Origin of the sequence: Paenarthrobacter sp. NPDC091711, from assembly GCF_044756605.1 — a bacterium.
In the GTDB taxonomy this organism is placed as follows: Bacteria; Actinomycetota; Actinomycetes; order Actinomycetales; family Micrococcaceae; genus Arthrobacter.
On sequence record NZ_JBIVTF010000008.1, the window covers coordinates 1 to 26,024 of the forward strand.

Annotated in this window: 21 protein-coding genes; 3 read left to right on the forward strand and 18 right to left on the reverse strand. The window is 62.4% G+C overall.

Annotated features, from left to right (window positions below):
* Positions 1 to 266 precede the first annotated feature (266 nt).
* The gene (locus tag ACIQH5_RS13320; protein WP_400404021.1) at positions 267 to 1,352 is read left to right on the forward strand and encodes a hypothetical protein; all 1,086 of its coding nucleotides are present in this window, start codon (positions 267 to 269) and stop codon (positions 1,350 to 1,352) included.
* 13 nt (positions 1,353 to 1,365) lie between these two features.
* Here ACIQH5_RS13320 and ACIQH5_RS13325 read toward each other — a convergent pair whose 3' ends face one another.
* From ACIQH5_RS13325 to ACIQH5_RS13345, 5 genes are all read right to left on the reverse strand, one after another.
* Positions 1,366 to 2,064 (reverse strand): TrmH family RNA methyltransferase, encoded by a 699-nt coding sequence (locus ACIQH5_RS13325; protein WP_400404023.1) that lies wholly within the window; start codon positions 2,062 to 2,064, stop codon positions 1,366 to 1,368.
* Between the two features lie 56 nt (positions 2,065 to 2,120).
* Entirely contained in the window at positions 2,121 to 3,170 is a 1,050-nt protein-coding gene (locus ACIQH5_RS13330) for a hypothetical protein (RefSeq protein ID WP_400404025.1), read from the reverse strand.
* Between the two features lie 172 nt (positions 3,171 to 3,342).
* The gene (locus tag ACIQH5_RS13335) at positions 3,343 to 5,562 is read right to left on the reverse strand and encodes an FtsX-like permease family protein (RefSeq protein WP_400404027.1); all 2,220 of its coding nucleotides are present in this window, start codon (positions 5,560 to 5,562) and stop codon (positions 3,343 to 3,345) included.
* Entirely contained in the window at positions 5,559 to 6,272 is a 714-nt protein-coding gene (locus tag ACIQH5_RS13340) for an ABC transporter ATP-binding protein (RefSeq protein ID WP_400404029.1), read from the reverse strand. Before ACIQH5_RS13340 ends, ACIQH5_RS13335 begins: the two co-directional genes overlap by 4 nt.
* The gene (locus tag ACIQH5_RS13345) at positions 6,269 to 6,796 is read right to left on the reverse strand and encodes a PadR family transcriptional regulator (protein WP_400404031.1); all 528 of its coding nucleotides are present in this window, start codon (positions 6,794 to 6,796) and stop codon (positions 6,269 to 6,271) included. Before ACIQH5_RS13345 ends, ACIQH5_RS13340 begins: the two co-directional genes overlap by 4 nt.
* A gap of 117 nt (positions 6,797 to 6,913) precedes the next feature.
* Here ACIQH5_RS13345 and ACIQH5_RS13350 point away from each other — a divergent pair, with 117 nt between their 5' ends.
* Together ACIQH5_RS13350 and ACIQH5_RS13355 are read left to right on the forward strand one after the other, a co-directional pair.
* Positions 6,914 to 7,735: an HAD-IIA family hydrolase gene (locus ACIQH5_RS13350; RefSeq protein WP_035761154.1), complete on the forward strand. Its 822-nt coding sequence runs from the start codon at positions 6,914 to 6,916 to the stop codon at positions 7,733 to 7,735.
* A gap of 12 nt (positions 7,736 to 7,747) precedes the next feature.
* Complete coding sequence (locus ACIQH5_RS13355; protein ID WP_400404033.1) at positions 7,748 to 8,467, forward strand: tyrosine-protein phosphatase; 720 nt, start codon at positions 7,748 to 7,750, stop codon at positions 8,465 to 8,467.
* 9 nt (positions 8,468 to 8,476) lie between these two features.
* On the opposite strand, the gene ACIQH5_RS13360 is transcribed toward ACIQH5_RS13355, so the two are convergent.
* The 13 genes from ACIQH5_RS13360 to ACIQH5_RS13420 all read right to left on the reverse strand — a co-directional run bounded on the left by ACIQH5_RS13360 (position 8,477) and on the right by ACIQH5_RS13420 (position 26,018).
* Positions 8,477 to 9,601 carry a thioesterase domain-containing protein gene (locus ACIQH5_RS13360; RefSeq protein ID WP_400404035.1) on the reverse strand — a complete coding sequence of 375 codons (1,125 nt, stop codon included), beginning with the start codon at positions 9,599 to 9,601 and terminating at the stop codon, positions 8,477 to 8,479.
* A gap of 15 nt (positions 9,602 to 9,616) precedes the next feature.
* On the reverse strand, positions 9,617 to 10,189 hold the full coding sequence (gene pyrE / locus ACIQH5_RS13365; protein ID WP_400404037.1) for an orotate phosphoribosyltransferase: 573 nt from the start codon (positions 10,187 to 10,189) through the stop codon (positions 9,617 to 9,619).
* Positions 10,190 to 10,194: 5 nt separating this feature from the next.
* Complete coding sequence (locus ACIQH5_RS13370; RefSeq protein ID WP_400404358.1) at positions 10,195 to 11,178, reverse strand: LacI family DNA-binding transcriptional regulator; 984 nt, start codon at positions 11,176 to 11,178, stop codon at positions 10,195 to 10,197.
* 39 nt (positions 11,179 to 11,217) lie between these two features.
* Entirely contained in the window at positions 11,218 to 12,501 is a 1,284-nt protein-coding gene (gene mmsB, locus ACIQH5_RS13375) for a multiple monosaccharide ABC transporter permease (RefSeq protein ID WP_400404039.1), read from the reverse strand.
* Positions 12,502 to 12,506: 5 nt separating this feature from the next.
* A complete protein-coding gene (mmsA, locus tag ACIQH5_RS13380; protein ID WP_400404041.1) occupies positions 12,507 to 14,036 on the reverse strand; it encodes a multiple monosaccharide ABC transporter ATP-binding protein in 1,530 nt (509 codons plus the stop codon).
* Positions 14,037 to 14,140: 104 nt separating this feature from the next.
* A complete protein-coding gene (gene chvE, locus ACIQH5_RS13385) occupies positions 14,141 to 15,265 on the reverse strand; it encodes a multiple monosaccharide ABC transporter substrate-binding protein (RefSeq protein WP_400404360.1) in 1,125 nt (374 codons plus the stop codon).
* 328 nt (positions 15,266 to 15,593) lie between these two features.
* Positions 15,594 to 17,867: a gluconokinase, GntK/IdnK-type gene (locus ACIQH5_RS13390; protein WP_400404043.1), complete on the reverse strand. Its 2,274-nt coding sequence runs from the start codon at positions 17,865 to 17,867 to the stop codon at positions 15,594 to 15,596.
* Complete coding sequence (gene manD / locus ACIQH5_RS13395; RefSeq protein WP_142936842.1) at positions 17,857 to 19,086, reverse strand: D-mannonate dehydratase ManD; 1,230 nt, start codon at positions 19,084 to 19,086, stop codon at positions 17,857 to 17,859. The genes ACIQH5_RS13390 and manD overlap by 11 nt, the downstream gene beginning before the upstream one ends.
* A 78-nt stretch (positions 19,087 to 19,164) precedes the next feature.
* Positions 19,165 to 20,523 (reverse strand): glucuronide transporter, encoded by a 1,359-nt coding sequence (gene uidB, locus ACIQH5_RS13400; RefSeq protein WP_400404045.1) that lies wholly within the window; start codon positions 20,521 to 20,523, stop codon positions 19,165 to 19,167.
* A gap of 347 nt (positions 20,524 to 20,870) precedes the next feature.
* Complete coding sequence (locus ACIQH5_RS13405) at positions 20,871 to 22,235, reverse strand: mannitol dehydrogenase family protein (protein WP_400404048.1); 1,365 nt, start codon at positions 22,233 to 22,235, stop codon at positions 20,871 to 20,873.
* On the reverse strand, positions 22,232 to 23,638 hold the full coding sequence (uxaC, locus tag ACIQH5_RS13410) for a glucuronate isomerase (RefSeq protein WP_400404050.1): 1,407 nt from the start codon (positions 23,636 to 23,638) through the stop codon (positions 22,232 to 22,234). The genes ACIQH5_RS13405 and uxaC overlap by 4 nt, the downstream gene beginning before the upstream one ends.
* A gap of 91 nt (positions 23,639 to 23,729) precedes the next feature.
* Positions 23,730 to 24,776, reverse strand: a complete 1,047-nt coding sequence (locus ACIQH5_RS13415; protein ID WP_400404053.1) for a LacI family DNA-binding transcriptional regulator — start codon at positions 24,774 to 24,776, stop codon at positions 23,730 to 23,732.
* A 75-nt stretch (positions 24,777 to 24,851) separates the two neighbouring features.
* The gene (locus ACIQH5_RS13420; protein WP_400404056.1) at positions 24,852 to 26,018 is read right to left on the reverse strand and encodes a Gfo/Idh/MocA family protein; all 1,167 of its coding nucleotides are present in this window, start codon (positions 26,016 to 26,018) and stop codon (positions 24,852 to 24,854) included.
* Positions 26,019 to 26,024 lie beyond the last annotated feature (6 nt).

Genomic DNA, 26,024 nt, shown 5'->3' on the forward strand with positions numbered 1-26,024 from the left:
TGACCGCGGGGAAAGCGAAACCGCCAGCCTTCGCACGGTCGATCATCTCGGAATAAATCTCTGGGGTTGCAATGGGCATGGTGACTCCTATGCTGAATTCGTCTGTGGGTTGGTAACCCTGGAGTAGACCGCTTACGGCTAGCACCCATCCTAGCGATATCCGCCGGGACGCCGTGTTTCCGGTCACTGGGGCCCTTAACACTTCTGCCGGGTTTCCACTCCACCGACTACCTCCAATTCATCAAAACGGTGGATATACTGCCGGAATGGAGATCCTCCCGAGTGCAAACAATCAGCCCAGCCTGACACCACCCCTGCCGCACCAGGGCGGTACTTTTCCCGAAGGGAAACCCGGGCGGAAGCGGAACATGATCATTGCCATCGCAGCGGGCGCAGCGGTAGTCCTCACCGCAGCAATCCTTGCTCTGGTTCTCCTGGTTTTACCGCTGTTCTCACCGGACCGGGACATGGGCACCACAGCTAAGACATACTTCCAGGCCTTGATCGACGGGGACGGCGAGAAAGCCCTGAGCGTATCTGACCCCGGCGTCCCCGAGAATGAAAAAGCACTCCTGCAGAACAACGTGTACAAAAGCGCAGGACAGCGAATTGACGGTTACCGGATCCTTGAGGCGAGGTCGGATTTTGTCACTGCCGAAGTCACCCAGAACGGCCGCAAGCAGGAAATCATTTTGAGGATGACCAAGTCACGTGAGGGCGAGTGGAAGGTTGGGCCTAAGAACTTCCAGAAGATCCGGCTCAGTTCCAGCCGTCCAGTGGAGTCGTTCACCGTGAACGGCGTCGACGTTGCCGCCCCTGACACCGGAACCGGAGCGAGGGATTCCCAACTGCTGATGCCGGCCTTCCCCGGCGAGTACACCCTGGGCATATCCGGCGACAAGTACGCAACGGCAGAAGAGCAGAAGGCCTTGATCAGCATTGACCGGGTGATTTCCAAGAGCACCGAAAGTTTGAAAGTGATACCCAGCCAGCTGCTCCTGGACGAGACCCGGGCGCTTCTTGCGAACAAACGAAGCGAATGTACTGCCTCCACCCCGGGCACAGCCTCCGAAGCGACCCGTCGTGGTTGTTCCGGGTTCGCGCTCTACGAATACCGCCCTACCCGCAATGTGAAATGGACCATCGAGAAGGAGCCCACCTTCACTCTCCTTCGTGGCGAGGACAGTTGGATCATTCAGTCGGATGAATCAGGCAAGGCGTCAGTGAGCTATGAAGTGAACAGCGGCCGTGACGACGCCCCGCAATGGGAGCCCAAGGTTGAGCTTGTAGTACCCAGGGCCTCAGGTGAGATCCACATCGTGGACGGAAAAGCCACGCTGAAAGATCGGTAGGAGCATCAGCTTGCTAGCCGACAGGCTGCTGGAAGACGTGCCGGCGAACCCAGGCGTGCATGGCAATAGCCGCGGCTGAGGCGGCGTTCATGGACCGGGTGGAACCGAACTGCTCAATGGAGAGCGTGGCGACGGCGGCTTCGTGAACCTCGGGCGTCAAACCGGGCCCTTCCTGCCCGAACACCAACACGCAGTTCTTCGGGAGGTCGTAGGTCTCCAGGGGCACGGAATCGGGGAAGATGTCGATGCCGATCACCGCCAGCCCCTCCCCCTCAGCCCACTGGACGAACTCCTCAACGGTGGGGTGATGGCGGACGTGCTGGTAGCGGTCGGTGACCATGGCCCCGCGACGATTCCACCGCCGTCGTCCAATGATGTGGACTTCCTTGGCGAGGAACGCGTTGGCTGTGCGCACCACGGTGCCGATGTTGAGATCGTGTTGCCAGTTCTCAATGGCGATGTGAAAGTCGTGGCGCTTGGAATCAAGGTCCGCCACAATCGCCTCGTGTTTCCAGTACCGGTACTGGTCCACCACGTTGCGGCGGTCACCGTCCCTCAACAGGTCCGGATCCCAGTGATCGCCTTCCGGCCACTCGCCTTCCCAAGGCCCGACGCCGACCTCGGGTTTCGCTTCAGCCTCGCCGTCCGCGGTGGTCTCTGCTGCGGTTTCGGCAGGCGTGGGCAGGGCTGTATTGGGGGGAAGGTCAGTCACCCCTCAACTTTAGCCCCGCCCGGTTACCTGCCTGAGCGCGCTGAGCGGGTGAGGCTCTAGACCATTTTCCACTTGTTGATGCGGTAGGAGTTGCCCAACTGCTCAAAGAGCCCCGGGTGGGCGTCCCAGTATTCTTTGTGTCCGCTGACGCCCAGCATCTGCGGGGTGCCCCAGGGAGTCACCGAGAACAGGTTCACGGCCTGAATCGCTTCGCCACGGGCGTTGGTGCAGGTGAACCCGATGACCACGGCCGCGCCGCGGCGGAACTCCCTGATTTCCGGCATGCTGGTTTTGAAGTCCGCCGCGCACTTGTGGCCCACCAGGTTTTGGGGAAGTTCGCTGGCGGTCATCCCCTTGAAACGGGCTTCGATGTCCTGGATGGCTTTCTTGACCTCCGCGGGATCCTTGCCGAACTTGCCTTCCTCAGACTCGGCGAAGAAGGCATAGGCGAGCGCGATCCCGTCGCCGTCCGTCTCCACCGTTCCCTGGGCCCTCTTCTGGATCTCTTCGCCCGTGCTGGGGTCTTTAGTGATGCCGAATGACTCGTCATGCGTCCACTCGGCCAGGTACTGGAAGGACGATTCGCCCGTGACCCACTTGCTGAACAGGGGGTCTCCGTCCGCCGGAACGTTGCTGGGTCCAGCCAGGTCGTTCCAAACCGCCGGCAGGGGGATGGCGTCAGCAGGCATTTCGGAGGACGCCGAGGCCTCACCGGAGGGTTCATTTGAGGGCTCAGCCGACGGCTCCGCGGCTGCCTCGGACGCCTCTTGCGAGGACGTCACGGACGGCGATTCGACGGCCACCGGCTTGGTCATGGACGGAATCAGCCACGTGAACGTCACCACCAGCGCAATGATCACGACGACGGCGATGCCACCGAGGATGAGGAACAGGGACTTCTTGTTGTGGTCGCCCGGGTTCTGGCCGGGTTGGCCTGGCAAACTCTGCTGCGCCTGAGGGTAGCGGTGCACGGTTTCGGCGTATTCGCCGTCGGGGTGTTGCTGCGGCTGGTACTGGCTGTACTGGTCTTTGCCGGTCTCGTAGCGCGGCTGCGGCACGCCGTTCGGGTCATAGGGAGGCTGCGGCGCTCCGTTGTTGTTGCTCATGACAGGCCCTTTCACATGCGGTAAGTGGGGACCTGCTGGAGCGCGGCGGCGTCAAGAATCCACCGCGTCGATCCCCCGACCCACGGTGGTGGCACGCCAGCGCCGCAACCAGCGTAGTCCAGCTCAACGCGCACGACGCAAGTCACGTCGTCGAGCAGCTGCGGTTCTTGCTTCATTCGAACCGGGTGGCGGTGATGGCCGTACTATCCCGAAGGAGACCAAAAGTTGTCACCACGGCGCAGCAGGCCATCAGGAGGCTAAGGCCCAAGGCGGCGAAGTATCCGGGATCCGGCCATGCCACGTGATAGTTGTCATTGATGGCTGTCACCAGGAGCCAGGCCGTGAGGAATCCGAGGCCGATGGAGAGCGCCAGCACACTAAGGAGCGGGACAGCGGCCTCCTTGGTTATGATCCGGCGAAGAACGGTGGGAGGCATTCCCATGAGCCGCATCAATCCCAGAACCCGTTGCCGGTCCAGCACGGCCGATGCCGTACCCACTGCCAGTGATAGTCCGGCAATGGCCACCGCCACGAACATGCCGAGGTACGCCAGCACGGACAGGCCGTGGATGAGGCGGCGGGATGATTGCAGCTGGAAGTCCGTGCTTGCCTGGGCCGGGGTGGCTGTGACATCCGAGCTGTCCAAGGCTGTCCGGGCGCGGTCCATGGCTTCGGCTGTGCCATCGGTACCCAGCACCAGGACCACGGGCACCAATCCGTTCCTGCTCCCAGTTGCTACGGGTGTCAGTTCCAATGGCTGTGCTGTCCAAAAGTAGAGGAACTCACTTTGTACGGAAACCATTTCCGATGCGGGTATGTCAATGAACCCCAGGGCGCGGGCGTCTGCAGAGCTGAAGAACAACTCAGATCCGGCACCTCTTTCGGACAGCACCGCCGGGCCATAGCCAACCACTGCGCTCCGGATACCCGCCTTGTCTTTGGCAGCAGTGGCGGTCTCGAGTACGGTGGCCGGACCCTGCCCTGGCGCAATGGTGGCGTGCACGCTGGTAGGTTGCATGAGTCCAGGCCTGGCCATTGGTGCGTCCGTTGATTCGATGACACTTGATGCTCCGGCGAAAACCGAGACGACGAATACTGCGATGACCAATCCGGAGACTGAACGGAACGTCGCAACAGCGGTCCGTTGGATACGGCTGGCTGCAATAACTGCTGCGGCGCTCCTGGCTTGGCGCGCTCCCACACGGCTCACCGTCTGGGTCAACCACGGGCCAATCACCACGATGCCTGCGAGAACCATGAGGAAGCCAACCATCACCAAAGGAGATTCAAGCCATGGCAGCCGGAATTCCAGGACACGGATGAGGACCACTGCCAGGACCATGCACGCGAGCCCAACCATCAGCGGAATCGTACGCCAGGCTGTTGGCGTCTTCTCGTGCACCGCCCTGTTCACGCCCAGCGGCCCGACGTCGGCCCGGGCTGTTCGGAATCCCGCCACCAGCGCGGAGGCCGCCACCACCAACACCACCACTGTGGCCGAAGAGGGCCAGCCGGGTTGAAGGTCTTCGGCGAACATCCGGGTGCCGTTAATCGGTATCTGCGCGGTGGCGGGGCTTGTCAAGGCGGCGCCCACCACACCGGCAACCGCACCGATCAAACTGGGGATGGCGGTTTCGACGGCGGCAATATACGAGACCGTGCGTGGTGAGGCGCCAATGAGCCGCAAGGTAGCAAAGCGTTCCCGCCGTCGCGCAGCGCCCAAGTCCGTGACAATGCTGATCAACAGCAGAACCGGGAAGAACACCGCTATTGCGCCGATGACCAGGATCGTCACGTAACTGGCCGCGCTTCCGCCGTACGGGTTGCTGGTGAAATCCGAGACTATGGAGGCATTCCCTCCGCTGCGGAGATCCTCTTCTGCGGCACCGGTGATCACTACCAGTGAGTCCTGTCCGGGAAGGGCAGAGTCATCAATCGTGCCGGCAAATTGGCCGAAACGGTCTCCCAGCTGATCGCCCGGCGTGGATTCAATCAAGCGCTGCAGTTCCGGCGATGCGTAGTATTTTCCAGGCTCCGGGGGTGTGCCGATGCCGGGGATCTTCAGGGTGGCCGAAGGAAGAGCGGCAAAGTCCCGCCGTTCTATGAGCTTGTCACGGAAGATTTCCGCGCCTCTGGTTTTCATGAGCGCTGTGCCCGGGGTCAACGCAACGGGCTTGGCGAGGCCTGAGCCATCCTGAGAGTCCGAGAAGGCGGGCATGCCGTTTTCCCGCAGCCAGGCGCCACGGTCGTCGCGCCCCTGCAGCCCGTTCGCCCCTCCCCACAGCAACAGCAACAGGCAAACCCCGACGCCGACGCCGCCAGCGATTCCGGCAAGCCTGCCGTAGGCGGAGCGGCTGCCCACAACTGCCAAGCGGAACAGTCCGGCATTCACGCCGACACCCGGTAGCCTGCGCCCATCGCGCCGTCACGGACCATTACTTCCCTATCCGCGTATGCGGCGGTTCGGGCATCATGGGTGATCATTACCACCGTTGTCCCGGAGTCACGGACGAGGTCCAGCATCACGGTCAGTACGTTCTCCGAAGCAAGGGAATCGAGGGCGCCCGTTGGTTCATCTGCGAACAGCACTGAAGGCGAAGTGACCAGCGACCTGGCAACTGCGACGCGTTGCGCCTGGCCACCGGAAAGCTCCCCGGGCAACTTGGAGCCAAGTCCGTCCAAGCCGAGCCGTTCCAGGAGTTCCGTGGACCTGCGCAGTGCCTCGGGGCGCTTGATTCCGTTCAGGAGGAGGGGAATGCTGACGTTGTCCTCGGCCGAGAGCTCGGGCAGTAACTGGCCGAATTGAAAAACGAACCCAAAGTCAGTCAGCCGCAGCCGGGTGCGCTTGGATTCCGGCAGGGCACTGACTTCCAAAGGAGTTCGTCCGGCCGGACTGTAGGCGACCGAACCGCCGTCGGGTTTCATGACCCCGGCCAGGCAATGCAGCAGCGTGGACTTTCCCGAGCCGGACGGGCCCATAATGGCCAGCACTTCGCCCGCATGGACATCAAGATCGATGCCACGCAGCGCCTGGGTGGAGCCGAAGGAGTGCTGCAGTCCCCGGGCACTGATGATGGTCGGTGCAGCATCATTGATGGTCATGTGCTCTGCAGCTCCTTCTTGAGTTGGGTGAGGCGTGCGCTGGTGAGGTCAATCCAGCGCAGGTCCGCTTCGATGTGGAACAGCCCGTGGTCGCACATCAGCACGTGCAGCAGGCCGGCGTCCTTCTTCATCCGGGTCAGTTCCCGCATGCGGGTCATATGTTCGCTGCGCTGCACGTCCAGCAGTCGCTCGGCGTCGTCGTCGAGGAGCAGTGCAATGACTGTCTTGGCGAAGAGGTTGCTTTGCAGGGATTCCGAGGGAATATCCGGGGTGAACAGCCACTCGCGGACCTTGGCCTCGCCGGCAACGGTGATCTCGTATTTCTTGCGGTCCGGACCGCCGCCCGTTTCCTCCCCCAGCGCGCGGATCAGCTCGTCACGGACCATTCGGGCCAACGTGGAATACACCTGCCCAAAGGCCAACACCTTGCCTGCGCCGAAGTAGCGGTCGTAGGAGTGCTTGAGGTCGTAGCCATAGCTGGCTTCGAGGTTCAGAAGACCCAAAAGGGTGAGTGAGTTATTCACCCTCACATCTATACACTGAGTTTATAGTGCAAAGCCAGCAGGCGAACAGCGTGTCCAGCCAACAGATTGATGGAAGACTAGGTTGCAGTGCACGAACAATCCCAGCCGGAGGCAAATATGGCAGAAGAAACCACGTCCACGTCGGTGTATCGCAATGGCCACGAAATCGAATGCTGGCTCACGGACATGGACGGCGTCCTGGTTCACGAAAACCAGGCAATCCCCGGTGCGGCAGAGCTCATTCAGCGCTGGGTGGACACGTCCAAGCGCTTCCTGGTCCTGACCAACAACTCCATCTTCACGCCCCGCGACCTCGCTGCCCGCCTGCGCGCCTCCGGCTTGGAAGTCCCGGAAGAGAACATCTGGACCTCCGCGCTGGCCACCGCACAGTTCCTGAAGGACCAAGTCCAGTCCTCGGACTCGGGCAACCGCGCCTACACCATCGGCGAAGCCGGTCTTACAACTGCCCTGCACGAGGCCGGGTTCATCCTCACTGACACCGATCCCGATTTCGTGGTGCTCGGCGAGACCCGCACTTACTCCTTCGAAGCGATCACTATGGCCGTCCGCCACATCCTGGCCGGCGCTCGTTTCATCGCCACCAACCCGGACGCCACCGGCCCCTCCAAGGACGGCCCCATGCCGGCCACCGGTGCCATCGCGGCCATGATCACCAAGGCCACGGGCCGCGAGCCCTACATTGTGGGCAAACCGAACCCCATGATGTTCCGCTCCGCCATGAACCAGATCGACGCCCACTCCGAGACCACCGCCATGATCGGCGACCGCATGGACACGGACATTGTGGCCGGCATGGAAGCGGGCCTGCACACGGTCCTGGTACTCAGCGGCATCACGCAGCGCGAAGAAATAGTGTCCTTCCCGTTCCGGCCCAACCAGATCCTGAACTCGGTGGCCGACCTGAAGAGCCAAATCTAAGAGGACAAAACCATGGCTGTGCTCAATCTGCGTCCCCTGGCCGGCGGCCGGATACTCAGGGGGAGCCAGCCGTTCGGTTTGGATGCCGCTGCAACATCAGGTTTCCTGGCGGAGCACGGCATCCAGGCCATTGTGGACCTGCGCAGCGAGCTTGAGCGCTCGTTGGTTCCGTGGCTGGTGCAAAACCACCACGACGCCGGAGGCGAGCCTGCCGCCGTCGCCCCGCCCGCCGTCGAACTCATCCATAACCCGCTGGACCCGAACGCCATAGCGGGCTCGCTCCAGTCCGTGGAAACGGCCGAAGACCTCGGCGACCTGTATCTGGGCTGGGTCCGGCTGCGGCCCGAATGGGTGGGCGATGCCCTGCGACCTGTGGCCCGTGGCAAACGCACGCTGGTTCACTGTTCGTTGGGAAAGGACAGGACCGGTGTGGTCTCAGCGATAGCTCTTCTGGCGTCCGGTGGAACCGAGGACCAGGTGGTAGCGGATTATGCGGCCACCACAGCCAACTTGCCGGACGTCCTGGAAGTCATGGCAGAGACGTGGCGGCTCAGCGTCCCCGCAACCCCGGCCGAGTACTTTAGCCCCGAGCTCATGATCCTGCAGAGCCCGGAAGCCGCCATGCAGCACTTCCTGGCCGGCTTTGCGCAGGAGTTCGGCGACGCGCGGAGCTTCCTGCGTGAGGCGGGACTTACCGCCGTCGAGGTTGAATCGCTGCGGAACGGCCGCTGAGAACGGGTTCTAAACCGGGCGGATGACCTTGCCATTCGGCTCTTGGTATGACGGCTCCCGGGGCTCGGGCGGGAGCGGCTGCAATTCGTCCTGGACCCGTTCCAGCAACGGCCGGTAGATGCTGCCGTTCCACTGCGGGCTGGCGTGGGCGGGCCGGGCGCCTTCTGTGCTGAGCGTGGGCATGACCATGTTGGCACCGAAGACCTTGCTCCACCCCGCGCGCGCCGACTCGTAGTCCACGGTGCCGTCCTTGGCGTTGCCGATGAACGCCATCTTGGCTCCCCCGATTTTTCCGGCCAGCCGGAGGCCGTCAAAGTGGTAGATGTACGCCGACTCCGTCTGGATCAGCACGCTGGAAGGGGCGATCGGTGAGAGTTGCTCCAGGCTTTGATCGAGGATCTGCCGCCAGGTGCGCTCGTCCTTGTGCGCCACACGCTCCCCCAGCTCGTAGCCGCCGCGCAGGACTGATGGGATGCGAAAGCCGTTCTCGTAAAGGAACACCACGCCGTCGAACCAGCTTTGGTCAAGCACGTCAGCGCGGTTGAAGGGGCTCGAATCCAGGACGATTAACTGCGTCTCGACGCCGTGCAGCTCCAGCAGGCGGGCAGCGACTTGGGTGGCGAGCATTCCGCCGAAGCTATGGCCGTAAAAGTACAGCTTCTCCAATCCCAACTCACGGACGTGGAGGATGATTTCGCGGACCACCTCGTCCACGTCCAGTCCCAGGTTGGAATACCCGACGGCGGCAAGGCGGCCCCGCTGATGCAGCGCCGGACGTAGCGAGTTGAGGATCCATTGGGCCTCTTCCCAACTGGTTTTGTAGCCGGGAAAAAGGATCCAACTGGCTTTGGGGAAGTACAGGTCCGAGTACGGATCAGGGACACGGAGGATCTTGGTGGACCGCCGCTCGGCCTGGACGCGCCGGGTGAAGAGCATGTCCGCGGCGAGCGCCCCGGAAGCTCCGGCGGTGATGAGGAAGTTACGGCGGGACGTCTTCTTCAGCCGGGCAGCGTAGGGCAGGATCCGGGCCCATGAGCCCGGATCCTCTGATTGCTCCGGTTCCGTACTCACCGGCGCGGGGAGGTTTTCGTTCACCTCCGGCGGCGCCGGGAGCTTGCCTACCTGAACGTCCACGCAGCAAGCATAGGCTTAGTCGAGGCCCAGTTCATCCTTGCCGAATGCGAAGAGGTACGGCACACCCGTTTCGGCTTCGATCTTCTCTTTGGCGCCGGTGTTGCGGTCCACAATGACGGCCACGGCCACTACGTTGCCGCCCGCCTTACGGACACCTTCGACGGCGGTCAGCGCGGAGCCGCCGGTGGTGGACGTGTCCTCGAGGACCACTACGTTGCGGCCTTCAACCGAGGGGCCCTCTACCTGACGGCCCATGCCGTAGGACTTCTGGGCCTTGCGGACAACGAAGGCGTCCACGGCACGGCCAGCGTCGGCAGCAGCGTGCATCACAGCGGTACCCACAGGGTCCGCACCCATGGTGAGCCCGCCGGCGCACTCAACTGACACACCGGCGTCGTCGATCATTGCCAACATGACCTGACCCACCAGCTTGGAGGCCTCGTGGTGCAAAGTGATGCGGCGGAGGTCAATGTAGTAGTCCGCTTCCTTGCCGCTGGAGAGGATCACCTTGCCGCGGACCACCGCCAGTTCTTTGATGAGTTCAAGAAGGCGGGCGCGGGCAGCAGCAGTATCAACGGTGGAAGTCATGGCTCCTAGTTTAGTGGGGCCGCGGTGGTGGCGCGGATCACCAGCCGGGGGGTGACAATCTGATCGCCTGTTCCGCCGTCCCCGTCCAGTTGCTGCAGGACCGCTTCCATGCAGCGGCGGCCGAGTTCCTCAAAGTCCTGTTTGATGGTGGTCAGCGGGGGCATGAAAAATTCAGCCTCGGGTTGGTCGTCGTAGCCCACCACGCTGATGTCACCGGGGATGCGCAGGCCGGCTTCCTGCACGGCTCGGAGGACACCCACCGCCATTTGGTCGTTCGCGACGAACACGGCCGTGACCGTGTGCTGCTGGATGAGTTGGAGTCCGGCACGGTAGCCGGAGGCCGCGTCCCAGCCACCTTGGAGCAGGACGTCGGCCCCTAAACCGGCCTTTGCCAGGGACTCCTGCCATCCCTTGATGCGCTCGGCCGCGTCAATCCAGTGCGGCGGCCCGGAAATATGGGCGATGCGGCGGTGGCCCAAGCCAATCAGATGATCGACGGCGAGGCGGGCCCCCAGTCGCTGGTCTAGAGACGCGCCAGTTAACTGGTTGCCCGCGCCGGCCCCGACGGCCACGATCGGCACGGAAAAGGAAACATCTCGCAGGGCCGCGAGGACGTCCGGGTGCGGGACCAGGATGACGATCCCGTCCACGGACTGGTTCCGGAAGTGCGCGATGGCGTCGTTGACGCTCTCGTCGGTCACTTCCCGGAGGTTCGCAATGCTGACGAAGTAGCCCGCTTCCCGCCCGGCTTGTTCCACACCCAGGAGCGTGTTCGCGGGTCCGAACTGGCCTGTCTCGCAGGCAAGCACCCCGATGGTCCGGGAGCGCCGGGTCACCAGGCTGCGGGCTGCGGTGTTCCGGCGGTACCCAAGCTGCGCGATGGCCGATTCCACGCGCTGCTTGGTCCGGACACTGACGTTGGGGTGGTTGTTCAGGACTCGGGAAACGGTTTGGTGCGAGACTCCCGCCATCTTGGCAACATCTCCCATGACGGGAGGTCGCACCGCTCCCCCTGTGGACATGTGCGGCTATTTCGCGTCGACCGCGACGGGCTCAGCCTTTGCGGGCGTGGAGGTTTCGGTTGCCGGGGGCGTGGTCTTCCACTTGAAGCGACGGCCCATGGAGGAACCTCCGCCGGAACCGGTGCGGTTCTTGTTGAAGATGTCGAAGCCGACGGCGAGCAGCAGCACCAAGCCCTTGATGAGCTGCTGGTAATCCGTGCCCAGGCCAAGGATGGACATGCCGTTATTGAGGACGCCCATGATCAGGCCGCCGATCATGGCGCCGGCCACGGTTCCGATACCACCCTGAACTGCGGCGCCGCCGATGAAGGCGGCAGCGATGGAGTCGAGCTCGAAGCCGGTACCGCCGGCGGGCTGTGCCGAGTTCAGGCGGGCCGTGAAGACCAGACCTGCCAGGGCAGCCAAAACACCCATGTTGACGAAGAGGCGGAAGGTGACCTTCTTGGTCTTGATGCCGGAGAGTTCAGCGGCGTGGAGGTTTCCACCGATCGCGTAGGTGTGACGGCCGAAGATGCTGTTGTTCATCAGTGCCGAGTACACGATCACCAGGACAGCAAGGACGATCAGGACAATCGGGGTGCCGCGGTAGCTGGCCAGGAGGAAGGTGATGATGAGCATCAGTACTGCGATGAACCCGTTCTTGACGGCAAACCATGCCATCGGTTCATTTTCCAGGTTGAACTTACGGCGAACCCGGCGTTCCTTCAGTGCCTGGAAAAGAATGGCTGCGGTGCCGCCGACGCCCAGAATCACTGTCAGCCATTCCAGGACGGAGGTGCCGCCGGAAATGTCAGGCAGGAAGCCGCCACCGAGGGCGCGCAACTCGTTGGGGAACGGGGTGATCTGCTGGTTCTTGAGGGTAATGAGGGTCAGGCCGCGGAAGATCAGCATGCCCGCAAGAGTGACGATGAAGGCGGGGATGCCCACATAGGCAATCCAGTAGCCTTGCCACGCACCCACCAGCGCGCCCACGAGGAGGCAGGCCGGGATGGCGAGCCACCACGCCCAGCCCCAATGGACGATCATCACGCCTGCGACGGCGCCGATGAAGCCTGCGATGGATCCGACGGAGAGGTCGATGTGACCGGCAATGATGACCATCACCATACCTATGGCCAGGATCAGGATGTAGCTGTTCTGGACCACCAGGTTGGTGACGTTCTGCGGCTGGAGCAGGATGCCGTCGGTGAGCACCTGGAAGAGGATGACGATCAGGATCAGGGCGACGAAGATGCCAACCTGGCGGAGGCGGCTTGTGAGGAAGCCAAGGGATTCTCGTAGGGCGGACATGTTCGCTATTCCTTCTCTTTGGTCATGAAGTGCATGAGGGTTTCCTGGGTGGCTTCGGCGATGGGGACTTCGCCGGTGATGTGGCCTGCGGACAGCGTGTAGATCCTGTCGCAGATGCCCAGGAGCTCCGGAAGCTCGGAGGAGATCACAATGACGGCCTTTCCAGCCGCTGCGAGCTCCGCGATGATGGTGTAAATCTCAAATTTGGCGCCGACGTCGATTCCACGGGTTGGCTCGTCCAGGATGAGGACGTCGGGGTCCGAGAACATCCATTTGCTCAGCACCACTTTTTGCTGGTTTCCGCCCGAGAGCTTGCCGGTGATGGCAGCAACGGAGGGAGCCTTGATGTTCATGCTCTTCCGGTAATGGTTAGCGACGGTGGTCTCTTTGTTGCCGTCCACCCAACCCCGTTTGGCCAGCTTGTTCAGTGCGGCCATGGAGATGTTCCGCTTGATGTCCTCAATGAGGTTCAGGCCGTAGTGCTTGCGGTCTTCGGTGGCGTAAGCGATCCCGTGGTCGATTGCGTCGGAGACGGTGGACGTGTTGATTTCCTGGCCGTACTTGTAGACCTTTCCGGACACGGCCCGACCGTAGGTCCGGCCGAAGACGCTCATGGCCAGCTCGGTCCGGCCGGCACCCATGAGCCCGGCCAGGCCTACCACTTCACCCTTGCGGACGTTGAGGCTGGCGTTGTTCACCACCGTGCGGGAATGGTCTTGGGGGTGCTGGACGGTCCAGTCCTCGATGCGAAGGACTTCCTCGCCGATGTTGGGTGTCCGGTCCGGGTAGAGGCTCTCGAGGTCGCGGCCCACCATGCCCCGGATGATACGTTCCTGGGTGATTTGGCCTTGGTCCAGGCGCAGGGTCTCAATGGACTTGCCGTCGCGGATGATGGTGACGGCGTCAGCCACTTTGCGGATCTCATTGAGCTTATGGCTGATGATGATGCTGGTGACGCCCTGGCCTTTGAGGTGCAGGATGAGGTCCAGCAAGTGGTCCGAGTCTTCATCGTTCAGCGCCGCAGTGGGCTCATCCAGGATGAGGAGCTTCACCTCTTTGGACAGCGCCTTGGCGATTTCCACCAGCTGCTGCTTACCAACGCTGATGTGCTGGATGGGGGTGACCGGGTTTTCGCTGAGGCCTACCCGTGCCAGCAGCTTTGCGGCTTCCAGGTTGGTTTTGCGCCAGTCCACCCAGCCATTCTTGGCAAGCTCGTTCCCGAGGTAGATGTTCTCGGCAATCGAGAGATACGGGCTCAGGGCCAGCTCCTGGTGGATGATCACGATGCCGCGCTTCTCGCTGTCCGTGATGCTGGAAAATTCGCAGGGCTCGTTCTCAAAGAGGATGTCGCCGTCGAAAGTGTTGTGGGCGTAGACGCCGGACAACACTTTCATGAGGGTGGACTTCCCTGCCCCGTTCTCGCCACAAATGGCATGAACCTCGCCGCGGTTGACGTCCAGGGTGACGTCCTGAAGGGCTTTAACGCCGGGGAAGGTCTTGGTGATTCCTCGCATTTGAAGAATGGGTACGTTCATCGTCAATTCCCGCTGACTGGTTGGAACTTGGCCGGGCCGAGGACTCGGGCAGGCTCTAAGGGAGGCTGTGGCCCCTCCTGCTGCAGGAGGGGCCACAGACGTGATTACTTGACGTCGGCTTCCGTGTAGTAGCCCGAGTCGATCAGTTCCTTCTGGAAGTTGTCCTTGGTGATGATGACGGACTTCAGGAGGAAGGCCGGAACGACCTTGACCTTGTTGTTGTAGGTCTTGGTGTCGTTGGTTTCCGGCTCAGTGCCCTTGAGGACGGCGTCAACCATCTTGACGGCCTGGGCGCCCAGCTGGCGGGTGTCCTTGAAGATGGTGGAGTACTGCTCGCCGGCGATGATGGACTTCACGGAGCCCTTCTCTGCATCCTGACCGGTGACTACCGGCAGGTTGCCAGTGGAGTAGCCGCCGGTGCTGGACAGCGCGGAAATGATGCCGATGGAGAGTCCGTCATACGGGGACAGCACGCCGTCCAGTTTGGTTCCGGAGCTGTAGGCCGAGGTGAGGATGTCTTCCATGCGCTTCTGGGCAACTGGTGCCTGCCAGCGCAGGATGGCTGCCTGCTCAAACTTGGTCTGGCCGCTGGGAACCTTCAATGTGCCTGCATCCAGGTACGGCTTCAGGGTGTCCATGGCGCCGGTCCAGAAGAAGTTGGCGTTGTTATCGTCCGGGCTGCCCGCAAACAGTTCAACGTTGAACGGGCCCTTGCCCTCAACTTTCTTGCCGCTCGCGTCCACGAGGCCCAGGCCGGTCAGCAAGGAGGTGGCCTGCTGGACGCCCACGGTGTAGTTGTCGAACGTGGTGTAGTAGTCCACGTTGGGGGTTCCGTTGATGAGGCGGTCGTAGGCGATGACCTTGACGTTCTGCTCCTTGGCCTTGGCCAGGACGTCGGTCAGGGTGGTGCCATCGATGGCTGCGATGATGAGCGCCTTGGCACCCTTGGTCAGCATGTTCTCAATCTGGGAAACCTGCGTGGGAATGTCATCGTTGGCGAACTGGAGGTCCGTCTTGTAGCCAAGGTCCTTCAAGGACTTCTCCACGTTGGCGCCGTCAGCGATCCAACGCTCGGACGTCTGGGTCGGCATCGAAATGCCAACCAGTGAATCGCTGGGATTCGCACTGCTGCTGGACTCGGCAGTGCCACCACGACTACCGCAGCCTGTGGCTCCGACGGTCAAGGTGAGGACAACCGCTACGGCGCCCAGGAGTTTCTTCAATCTCACGATGCTCTCCTTCCGCGGCAGCACTGCCGCGAACTCTGATGCAGCCGGAGCATCTGCGCGTCCGGCACGGTGAAGCGTTATGTGGTCTGCGGCCAGCTGGATGCCGCATGCCACGAAAGGTGGTGCGACTGCCATTGTGAACGCTAACAATACCGTCGGTCAAGTGCCGTGGATCACGAAATGATTGCAGCCTCCTACTGGGCGTCAGGGTCTTGACTTGAATCGTTGTTAGCGTTCACAATTGGCCGCCCCGCAGACAACTGAATCCATGCGCAAAAAGAAAAAGCCCGGCACCGCCTCGTGGGCGGGGCCGGGCTGACGCCTCAGCTCAGAGGCGGGTGTCGAACGAATCGCAGAAAACGTTCTGGTTGAACGTTCCCTGGAATTCGGACGTGCCTTGGATCTTTTGGATGGTTGCGCGAATGGCCTCGCGCGCTGCCGCGTGTGCGTGAATGACGGTCTTGACCATGGGTACGTCGATCAAGTGGTTTGGTTGGTTCAGTGAGACAAACACCGTGGGAACTTCCGTGGCGTACCAAGGAATCTCGGCCGCCATCGGCGAGGACCACTTGATCCGAATGGAAGCCTCCTGCGCGAAACCCTTCACATTTGCGAAGACGAAGGCGGCGTCGTAACGCTCCGCGTAATCGCCCGTGGCTTCTTCGGACAGGACCCGCATGAAGTTCATACCGGCTTCTCCTGCTGCTTCGCGCTGCTCGGCAGTCTTGAACACACTGACCTCAAAACCTGCAGCTTCCAGCTCTTCCCGGACGGTGTCCAGGTACGCGAGCGGGTCAGCCCGCGTGAAGTCGGCGCCACCGGAGATGCCGTAGAGACGGATCCGCGGATGCGTATGAGGTGAGATGGGCAAGTTACCAGCGGTGTCCTTCACCAGGGTGACGGTCTTGTCCGCCACCTCGGCGGCGATTGCACGGTGGGCTTCGCTGCCGATGACCGCCAAGGCCTCGGCCGCCGGAACCAACGACTCCCGGGAGGCGAGGTGCAGCCCGAGGCTCGCCTTCAAGCCAAGAATCCGCCGCAAGGCATCCTGCAATCGCCCTTCGGTGATCACGCCGGACTTATAGCCGTCCAGCATGTACCCGAAGTCCTCCTCGGGGTTCCGGAAGAACAGGAACATGTCACAGCCGGCTGCGATGGTGGCGGGCACCAGATCCCGACGCTTCATGGCCTGCGTCAGGCCCACCATCAAGGAAGCGTCCGTGAGGATCAGCCCGTTGAAACCAAGCTCGCCCCGCAGCAGGTCCTGCAGCAGCTCCGGAGCCAGCGTTGCCGGCAACACCTCGGAATCCGCCAGGCCGGGACGGAAATGCCGGGACACTTCCGGCGCACCGATGTGACCCACCATGATGGACTGCACGCCGTGCCCGATCATCTCGCGGTACACGTGCCCGTAGCTCTTGTTCCACTCGTCGTATCCAAGCGTGTTGTACGAGGTGACCACGTGCTGATCGCGCTCATCAATACCGTCGCCGGGGAAGTGCTTCATGGCGCAGACAGTAGGTGATTCGCTGATGCCGTCGAAGTACTCTTTGGCCCGTTCCACCACAATGTCCGGGGTGTTTCCGAAAGCCCGCGTGGAGATGACCGTGTTCCGCCAGTTGTAGTGGATGTCCACGATCGGCGCGAAGGCCCAGTTACAGCCCAGCGCAGCAGTTTCCACACCGGCCACTTGGCCCATCTGCCGGGCAATGTTCTTATCGGGATGCGAACCGGCCTGCAAGTGGGTGGACACGAACGTGCCGTCGTCGCAGCTGCCTGCGCCGCCCATTTCCGGGTTGGACGCAATCAGCAACGGGATCCGGGTCTTGGACTGGGCGTAACGGATGTGTTCCTGCACCGCCGACGACGGACCGGGGCGGTAGCGCATGCCGCCCACATGGAAGTTCTCCAGCACGCCATCGAGGTACGCCGGGGAGTAATCGTTGTTGTGGTTGATGAACAGCTGGCCGATCTTCTCTTCCAGCGTCATGGAGCCGATGGTCGCCTCCACCCACTCCACCGCGGCGTCGTCGAGGTTGAACGGGGCGGCTTTGAGGTCCACAAGGAACGGACCCTTGCCGCTCAGGGACGAGGTCACGTCATCCACGATGTCCTCCACGGATTGGGCGATGTTCACAACCACCCCGCCTTCGTCGGACTGCAACGGCTCCAGTGTTGCCAGTTGCGAGTCCAGGAGAGAGGCCGGCATGAAATGACCGGGCCGGGAGTTCATGCGTGCGTTCAGGAGTTCGCGGGTGCCGTGTAGGTGCACGAACACCACGGACGGATCAGCGCTGCGGATGATGTCCCGGTAGCTGCGTTTGAGCGCGCTGCACGCGATGACAAGTGAAGAGTCCGACGCCGGGAATCGCCTGCCGATTTCGGCCAACCACGGTGCGCGGTCGTCGTCGTTCAGCGGAGTACCGGAGGCCATCTTGTCGATATTGGCCTGAGGGTGCAGCGAATCGCCGTCGAGAAATTCAGCACCAAGCCGCTCGGCGAGCGCGGCACCTATGGTGCTTTTGCCGCAGCCGGCCACCCCCATGACCACGATGTGGTGGAAGGAATTCAGGTCACCAGTCATGACCTCTTTACCAGTCATGAACAGTGCCGTCCACGAGGCGGTTGTAGGGCAGGTAGGCCTGCTGGTACGGGAAAGCAGCGGCGGCTTCTTCGTTGAATTCGACGCCGATGCCGGGTTCGTCGCCGGGGTGCAGGTAGCCGTCCTTGAAGGTCATGGACTGCTGGAAGACCTCGTTGGTCTTGTCCGAGTGCTGCATGTATTCCTGGATGCCGTAGTTGTGGATGGCCAGGCCCACGTGGAGCTGGGCGGCGAAACCTACGGGCGAAATATCGGTGGGGCCGTGGAAGCCTGACTTGATCTGGTACTGGGCCGCGAAGTCCATGACCTTTTTTAGCGGTGAAATGCCGCCGAAGTGGGTGGATGCAGCACGAACGTAGTCGATCAGCTGTTCTTTGATGAGGGTCTGGAAGTCGAACACGGTGTTGAAGATTTCACCGATGGCCAGCGGGGTGGTGGTGTGCTGGCGGACCAGGCGCAGGCCTTCCTGGTTCTCGGCCGGGGTGCAGTCTTCCAGCCAGAAGAGGTCGTACGGCTCCAGGGCTTTGCCGAGTTTGGCGGCTTGGATGGGCGTCATGCGGTGGTGTCCATCGTGCAGCAGCGGGATTTCCGGGCCGAACTCGTTCCGGACGGCTTCAAACACGGTGGGCAGGTGGCGCAGGTAGGCGCGGGTGTCCCAGTCCTCTTCCTGCGGGAACGCGCCACGGCCGGCGGGCTCGTAGTCGTATCGTTCACCCGAGGCCTGTGCCTGCGCGGCCACACCGTACACGGCTTTGATGCCGGGGATGGCGGTCTGGATGCGGATGGACTTGTAGCCCAGTTCCAGGTGCTCACGAACGGAGTCGAACAGCGAGGGGATGTCCGCGCCGGACGCGTGGCCGTAGGCCCGCAAACCGTTGCGGGAAGCGCCACCCAGCAGCTGGTACACCGGCATCCCGGCGATCTTGCCCTTGATGTCCCACAGCGCCATGTCGACGGCGGCAATCGCCGCCATGGTCACGGGGCCGCGGCGCCAGTATGAGCTGCGGTAGAGGAACTGCCAAGTGTCCTCGATCCGGTGCGGATCCTTGCCGATGAGCAGCTGCGCCACGTGCTCCTTGAGGTACGCGGCGACGGCCAGTTCACGGCCATTGAGCGTGGCGTCACCAATGCCAGTGACACCGTCCTCCGTGGTGATACGCAAAGTAACAAAGTTACGGGACGGGCTGGTCACAAAGACTTCAGCGGCAATGATTTTCACAGCTTTTCCTTTCGGGAGGTGGCTGGTTGCGATTAAGTACGATTTTAGGTTGGATCGCATCCAGTGGCAACCGGTTGCCTAACTTTTTTGGCTAACTTTCAAGGCCTCCTCGGAACGGCGAGCGCGGATCTCCCCCACAATCTGCGCATGCACTGCGTCCGTGAGCTGGTACCTGGCCATCACCGCTATCGCCAGGATGGTCATGATGGCCGGCAGCGCCCCGGCGGCGAATTGGATTCCCTGCATGGCTTCCGCGCTCTGAGCCGCGCCCGACTTGTACCCGCCCACGGCCAGGCAATAGGCGGCCAGGGCGCCGCCCACGGCTTGGCCGGTCTTGCGGGTGAAGGAAAACAGCGCGTAGGTGATTCCCTCGGTGCGGACGCCGGTTTTCCACTCGCCATACTCCACAGTGTCGGCCTCCAAAGCCCACACCACGATGTTTACAGCCATGACGCCCATCAGGCTGACCACCAGCCCGGTGAATCCAACCCAGACCATGGAGGGAGGAGAGAAGAAGACGATAGCTCCGCCCACCATGGAGAGCGCTCCGGCAGCCATATACACATTCTTTTTGCCCAGCTTGCGGACCAACCGCGGCATCAAAGGTGCAAGGGCCAAGGTCATCACCAGCTGGACTATGGCCAACACTGGAAACAGATCCAAGCGACCCAGCACATCGCGGAGGTAGTAGAGCTGAACGGAGGACAACGCCATGTAGCCGGTCAGGAAGAGGAACGAGCTCAGGCACAGCATGAGCAGCGGGCGGTTGGTCCTCAAGGTGTCCATGCTCTGTTTGAACGAAACGTTGGGAACAGTGCGGTGAACGCGTTCCTTGGCCGTGAGGACAGTGAAGAGGTACAGCGCCGCACCGATCACCACGAAGGCCAGCGTGATGGTGGTGAAGGTTGCTTGGAGGTCAGCACCCGGCTTGATCAGTGGAGCAACGAAGATGCCCAGGGCGGAACCCACCAACAGTGCACCCACCGTGCGGGCGGAGCCCAGCTTGGCACGCTCCCCCGGGTCCTGCGTCATGGCCCCGGCCAGCGAGCCATACGGGATGTTGACCAGGGAATACGCCAACCCCAGGGCCGCGTAGCTCACATAGGCGTAGAGCAAGGTGCCCGTCTCACCCAATTGCGGCACGGAGAACGTGGCCACACTGAGGAGCAGGAGCGGAATGGAGCCGAACATAATGAACGGCCTGAATTTCCCAAAGCGTTTGCTGTAGGAGCGGTCAACCATACGTCCGGCAAAGACATCGGCGAACGCGTCAAAGATCCTCACCACCAGGAGCAACGTGCCGGCTGCGGCCGCCGAAATTCCTGCGACGTCCGTGTAGTACACCAGCAGGAACATCGTGGCGGTGGTGAAGGCAAGATTGTTGGCGGCATCGCCGGCACCATAGCCGGCGATGCTGAGTTTGCTGAGCTTTTTCAATGCGGGCTCCTTTACCCTTCGCGTCATTGCGGTCCGAGCCGACTCGACAGTGGACTTCGCGGGAGGATTGAATCCCCGAGGGCGATCACTGGAAGGGGACCGGCTTGTGCAGCTGATGTAACTCTAGTCACCTTGGCAAGCATTTGGCAATCGGTTGCCTAAATATTTCATTGAAAGTTACACCAAATCTCTCCCGTTGCGAGGCCCGCTCTGCGCCCTAAATTCACGCCAAGGCACGCATAGCGGGCCCCACAACGCATGGGTTTGCGGTGCTGGACGACGGCGTTAAACGACGACGGCCCGGGCACCTGAAAGCTCAGGGCCCGGACCACCTCGCATATCGATTCCTACGCCGCAGTACCAGCGTTAGCTGAAACTTCCGGTGCCAAGCTACTGCTGAGCTGATGGATGAGCTCAACTACCGCGGAGTCCCGGGCGAACTCAGCATCCAGCAACGCTACGAGGGCAGCGATGCGCTCAGAGCCCACCTCTTTGTTGGCCACGGCTACTGCCTCCGATTGCGGGTCCTGCAATCCGGGGTTTGAGTCCACGAACGCGGCCCACGCCGCAATCATCCGGGCTGCGCCCTCGCCACTCCGGCCCGCAGCACGCTCAGCCCGGAGCACGGGGATGGCCCGCATCCGGAGTTTGGTGCTGGCATCCATGGCGATTTGGGCCAAGTGGTGGGCGATCCGCGAGTTACCAAAGCGGTCCAGCAAGGCGGCCCTGTAGTCAGGAATGCGCAGATCGTCGCCGGCAAGGTGGCGGGATGCTTCATCCCAGAACTCCTCCACAGCTTGCAAGCACACGGAATCAGCCAGGGCTTCGGCAACAGTTGTGTGTCCGCGGAGCTGTCCGGCGTAAGCCAGGATGGAGTGTGCGCCGTTGAGGAGCCAGAGCTTCCGGTTCTCGTAGGGTTCTATGTGGTCCACGAAGAGCGCGCCGGCGTCCTCCCAACGGGGGCGCCCGGCAGGAAAGTCTCCGCTGAGCACCCAGTTGCGGAAGGGCTCGGCCACAACCGGTGCTTCATCCCGGTAGCCGCACTTGCGGGCCACCAGCTGAATGTCGTCGGCGGTGGTGCGCGGGGTGATCCTGTCCACTGAGGTGCTCACGAAACTGACGTTGGCCTCAATCCAGTCCGCCAGTCCGGCGTCCACCTCCCGGGCAAGGTTCGCTACCGCGTGGCGCGCTACGTTGCCGTTGTCCGAGAGGTTGTCGCAGGAGACCACGGCGAGGGGGCCGGCGTCGGCGTCCCTGCGGGCGGCGAGGCCGCGGACCAGACGCCCCAACGGCGTCGTGGGCTTTTCGTGGGCACGCAACAGCGTCACGTCGTCCGCGCCAAACCCGTAGGCGGCTTCGGTGATGGTCAGCGTGACCACAGCGGTTTGGGGTGCCGCCACCAGGTCAACCAAGCGCTGCACATCGGCGCCATCCACGGCTTCCACGATGCTGCCCACAACCTCGAACGAATCCCCGGCATCGGAGCGCTCCACAATGGTGAACAGTCCGTCCTGCGCGGCCAGAACCTCGGCGGCGTCCGGGCGGCGGCCAGTGAAGGAGGCAATGCCCCACTCCCCCGCGTCGCCGGCGTGCTGCGTGTACCAGGCCTGGTGCGAACGGTGGAAGGCTCCCAGGCCCAGGTGCACCATGCGCACGGGAGCTTTGGGGGCGGGCGCAACGTCACGCCCAAGGCGGGGCAGTTCGGCGGTCATAGCTTGAACACCCTGCGGGGCGAGGAATCGACGACGTCGAGGATCAGCTCGTGCGCCCGGTCTTCAGTAACGCGGTGCTCGGCTACAAGGCGGGCGAGGAAGGACGCTTCGATCCGCCGGGAGGCGTCGTGCCGCGCGGGGATGGAGCAGAATGCGCGGGTGTCATCGATGAAGCCGGAGGACCGCGAGAAGCCGGCGGTTTCCGTAACTGCGGAGCGGAAGCGCAACATGGCATCCGGTGCATCGAGGAACCACCACGGTGCGCCGATGTACACGGACGGGTAGAAGCCGGCCAACGGAGCGAGTTCACGGGAGAAGACGGTCTCATCGAGGGTGAAGAGCACCAGGTGGAAATCCTTGGCCGTGCCGAAGTCCTGCAGCAACGGACGGATGGCCTCGGTGTAGTTCACGGCGAACGGAATGTCGTGACCGGTGTCGGCGCCGAAGGACTCGAATGTTGGGCCATGGTGGTTCCGGTAGGAGCCGGGGTGGATGGTCATGACCAAGCCGTCGGCCACTGACATGCGCGCCATCTGGTACATCATGTGGGCCTCGAACGCATCGCGGTCAGCAGCCGTGGCTTTGCCGGCGCGCGCCCGCTCGAAGAGGACTTCCGCATCCGCGGCATCCAGTTTGAGGGTGGCCGGCGTGCGGACGCCATGGTCCGCCGATACGGCGCCATGCTCCACAAAATAACGACGGCGGTTCTCAAGCGCCGCAATATAGCCCGCGTAGCCTGTGGCACCGTCAGCAGCCGTCTCCACCAAGCGGTCAACATTGCTGCTCCACTGCGGATGCGCCACGTTCAGGTAGGCGTCCGGGCGGAACGTGGGGAGCACGCGGCCATTGAAGCTGGGGTCCTCGCTGAGGGCCTTGTGGCTGGCCAGGTTGTCCAGGGGATCGTCGGTGGTGGCCAGGACCTCGATGTTGAAGTCCTTGAAGAGCTGCCGGGGACGGAAGTCCGGCTCCACCAGCTTGGCGGCGATCGCGTCGTAGCTGGCATCTGAAGGCATCTCACTGAGGTCTGCACCGAGTTTGAAGACATCGTTGAACTGGGTGCGGAGCCAGTATCCCGAGGCTGTTCCCTCGAACAGTGGCCATGCCTGGACGAACTGCCTCCAGATTTCCCGTGATTCGGGAGCGGACGCCGCGCCGGTCAGCAACTGATCCATCGGAACACCATTGGCGTGGATCAGGCGGGTGACGTAGTGGTCCGGACTGACCAGGAGTGCCGCGGGGTCGGGGAACGGCGTGTTCTGCTCGATGACAGCGGCGTCAACGTGGCCGTGGGGAGAAATGATGGGCAGGTCCTGGACGCGCTCCAGCAAAGACCGCGCGATGCTGCGCGTCCCGGGATCTGCGGGCAGGAGCCTGTCAGGGTGTGCGGCAATGGACTGTGACATAGGTCAATCTTGCGTTCCGGCTCACGTTTTGTCAACCGGTTGCCAAATATTGCCACTCTGTTGCATCCTGAGGTGCAAGGGGATGCTGAGGTCAGGCGAGGAGGCGCCCGCTGGACCCTCGCACCACGAGTTCCGTTTCCACACGGACAGCCTCGCCCGGGGCCTCGTGGCCCTGCAACATATCCAGGAGGATGGTCACGGCACGGGTGCCGCACTCCCCCAAGGGTGAGCGCACTGTGGTCAACGCGGGAGTGGTGAAATCGGCACCGAAAATGTCATCGAACCCCACAATGCTGATCTGGTCCGGGACGCTCATCCCGCCAGCCTGCAGTTCCTGCATCAAGCCGATAGCCAGGAGGTCGTTATAGGTGATCACCGCCGTCGCGCCGCTTTCCAGGACGTCGCGCGCAACCTGCCGGCCGCCGTCGACCGTTGGTTTGGATGATTCGAGGCGCACCGCGCTGAGCTTGGACCATTCAGCGGCGGCTTTGACGCCTTCCCAACGGCGGCCCGTCATCCAGGACTGCGCCGGTCCGGCGACGTACGCAAGCTTTTCGTGGCCGTTGGCGGCCAAGCTGCGAACGGCTTCGCTGATGCCCTTGTTGACGTCAGGGACGACGCACGGAACGCCGGAAATTTCACGGTTAATGACGGCCACAGGCTTGTCCGCAGCCAAGGCCCGGATCTGGTCATCGTCCATGCGGGGGCTGGCCAGGATGAGGCCATCCACGGTGCTCAGCAGGCGCCGGGCCGCCGTTACTTCCGTCTCCGGTGACTCCGCGGACTCGGCCAGAACAAGGGTGTAATCACGGGCGGATCCTGTGGTTTCCGCGCCGCGGATGATGTCAAAGAAGGTGGGGTTGGTGATGTCCGCGACGATCAATCCGATGGTCTGGGTGCGGCCGGTGGGGAGGGCACGGGCGAATGGATTCACCTGGTAGTTCAGCTCCGCCGCAGCGTCCTCAATGATTTTCTGCGTCTTGGCGCTCACGCGGCCCGGCTTACTCAGCGCGCGGGACACCGTAGAGGGATTCACGCCCGCGAGCTTCGCGATGTCGTAAATCGTGGCAGAAGACTTCTCACCCCGGCCTCGTTTGGTGGGGGTGGTTGCTGCTCCAGTGCTCGTCAGGTCAGTCACCGCTCCATCGTAGACCGCATGGCAACAAAACAAGCCGGTTGCCATCCATTGATGATGGCAACCGGCCCACTTTGCTTAGGAACGCTCGGGGAACTTTCCTTCTTCCGCGATGCGCTTGTTGAGCTCCTGCAGGAATTCATCCTCATCGAAGTCCAAGGACACTTCCTTGCCGGTCCAGCTGGAAAGGTGGATGGCGTTGGCCAGACGAACACCGTTGATACCGTCCGAGCCCGGCGCAAGAAGCGGAGTTCCGTCCAGGATGTTGGCGGCAAAGTTCTCCAAGACGCCGGCGTGCTGGCCACCCCACACAGACTCGAACTCGATGACCTCGCTGCTGAACAGCTCTTCGCGGTTCAGCTGGCCCATGAAGAGCTTGCGGACGTCGTCCATGCCCATGGAATCGCTGATGTCCCGTTCAGGTTTGACCAGACGGGTAACGGTGGCCACCTTGCTGTCTTCCACCACGATCTTGCCTTGGTCGCCCAGGATTTCGAACCTGTCGGTTCCCACGATGTCGTGGGTGGCTGTCACGAAAACGCCGGTGGCGCCGTCGCCATAATCCACCACTGCGGTGACTTCATCCTCGACGGCGATGTCGCGGCGGAAGCCGTATGCCACCTTGGAGTACACGGACTGGGGGACGCCACAGATCCACTGCCATAGATCCAGCTGGTGCGGTGCCTGGTTGACCAGGACGCCGCCGCCCTCGCCGCCCCACGTAGCCCGCCATTCGCTGGAGTTGTAGTAGCCCTGCGGGCGCCACCAGTTGGTGATGATCCAGTTGGAGCGGCGGATCTTGCCGATCTCGCCGTTATCAACGATTTCCTTGAGCTTCTTGTAGAGCGGGTTGTTGCGCTGGTTGAACATGATGCCGAAGGAAAGTTCCGGCTTGGAGGCGGCGAACTCGTTCAGCTCCTTGACTTGCTTGGTGTAGACGCCGGCGGGCTTCTCCACGAGCGCGTGGATGTTGCGCCTGAGGGTTTCGATGCCCATCTCCGGGTGCAGGAAGTGCGGCACGCAGGTGACGATCGCGTCTACGGAGCCGCTTTCCAGCAGGGCAATGTAGTCGTCGTAGAACGGGACATCCGGGTACAGCGAGGCTGCGAGTTCCTTCTTGGCAGGATCAACATCGCAGATTGCGCCGATCTCCATATTGGGCACCAGGCCGTCCGTGATGAACTTGGCGTAGGCGCCGCCTTGCTGGCCCAGGCCGATGATGCCGAGGCGTACTTTCTTGCTCATGAATGC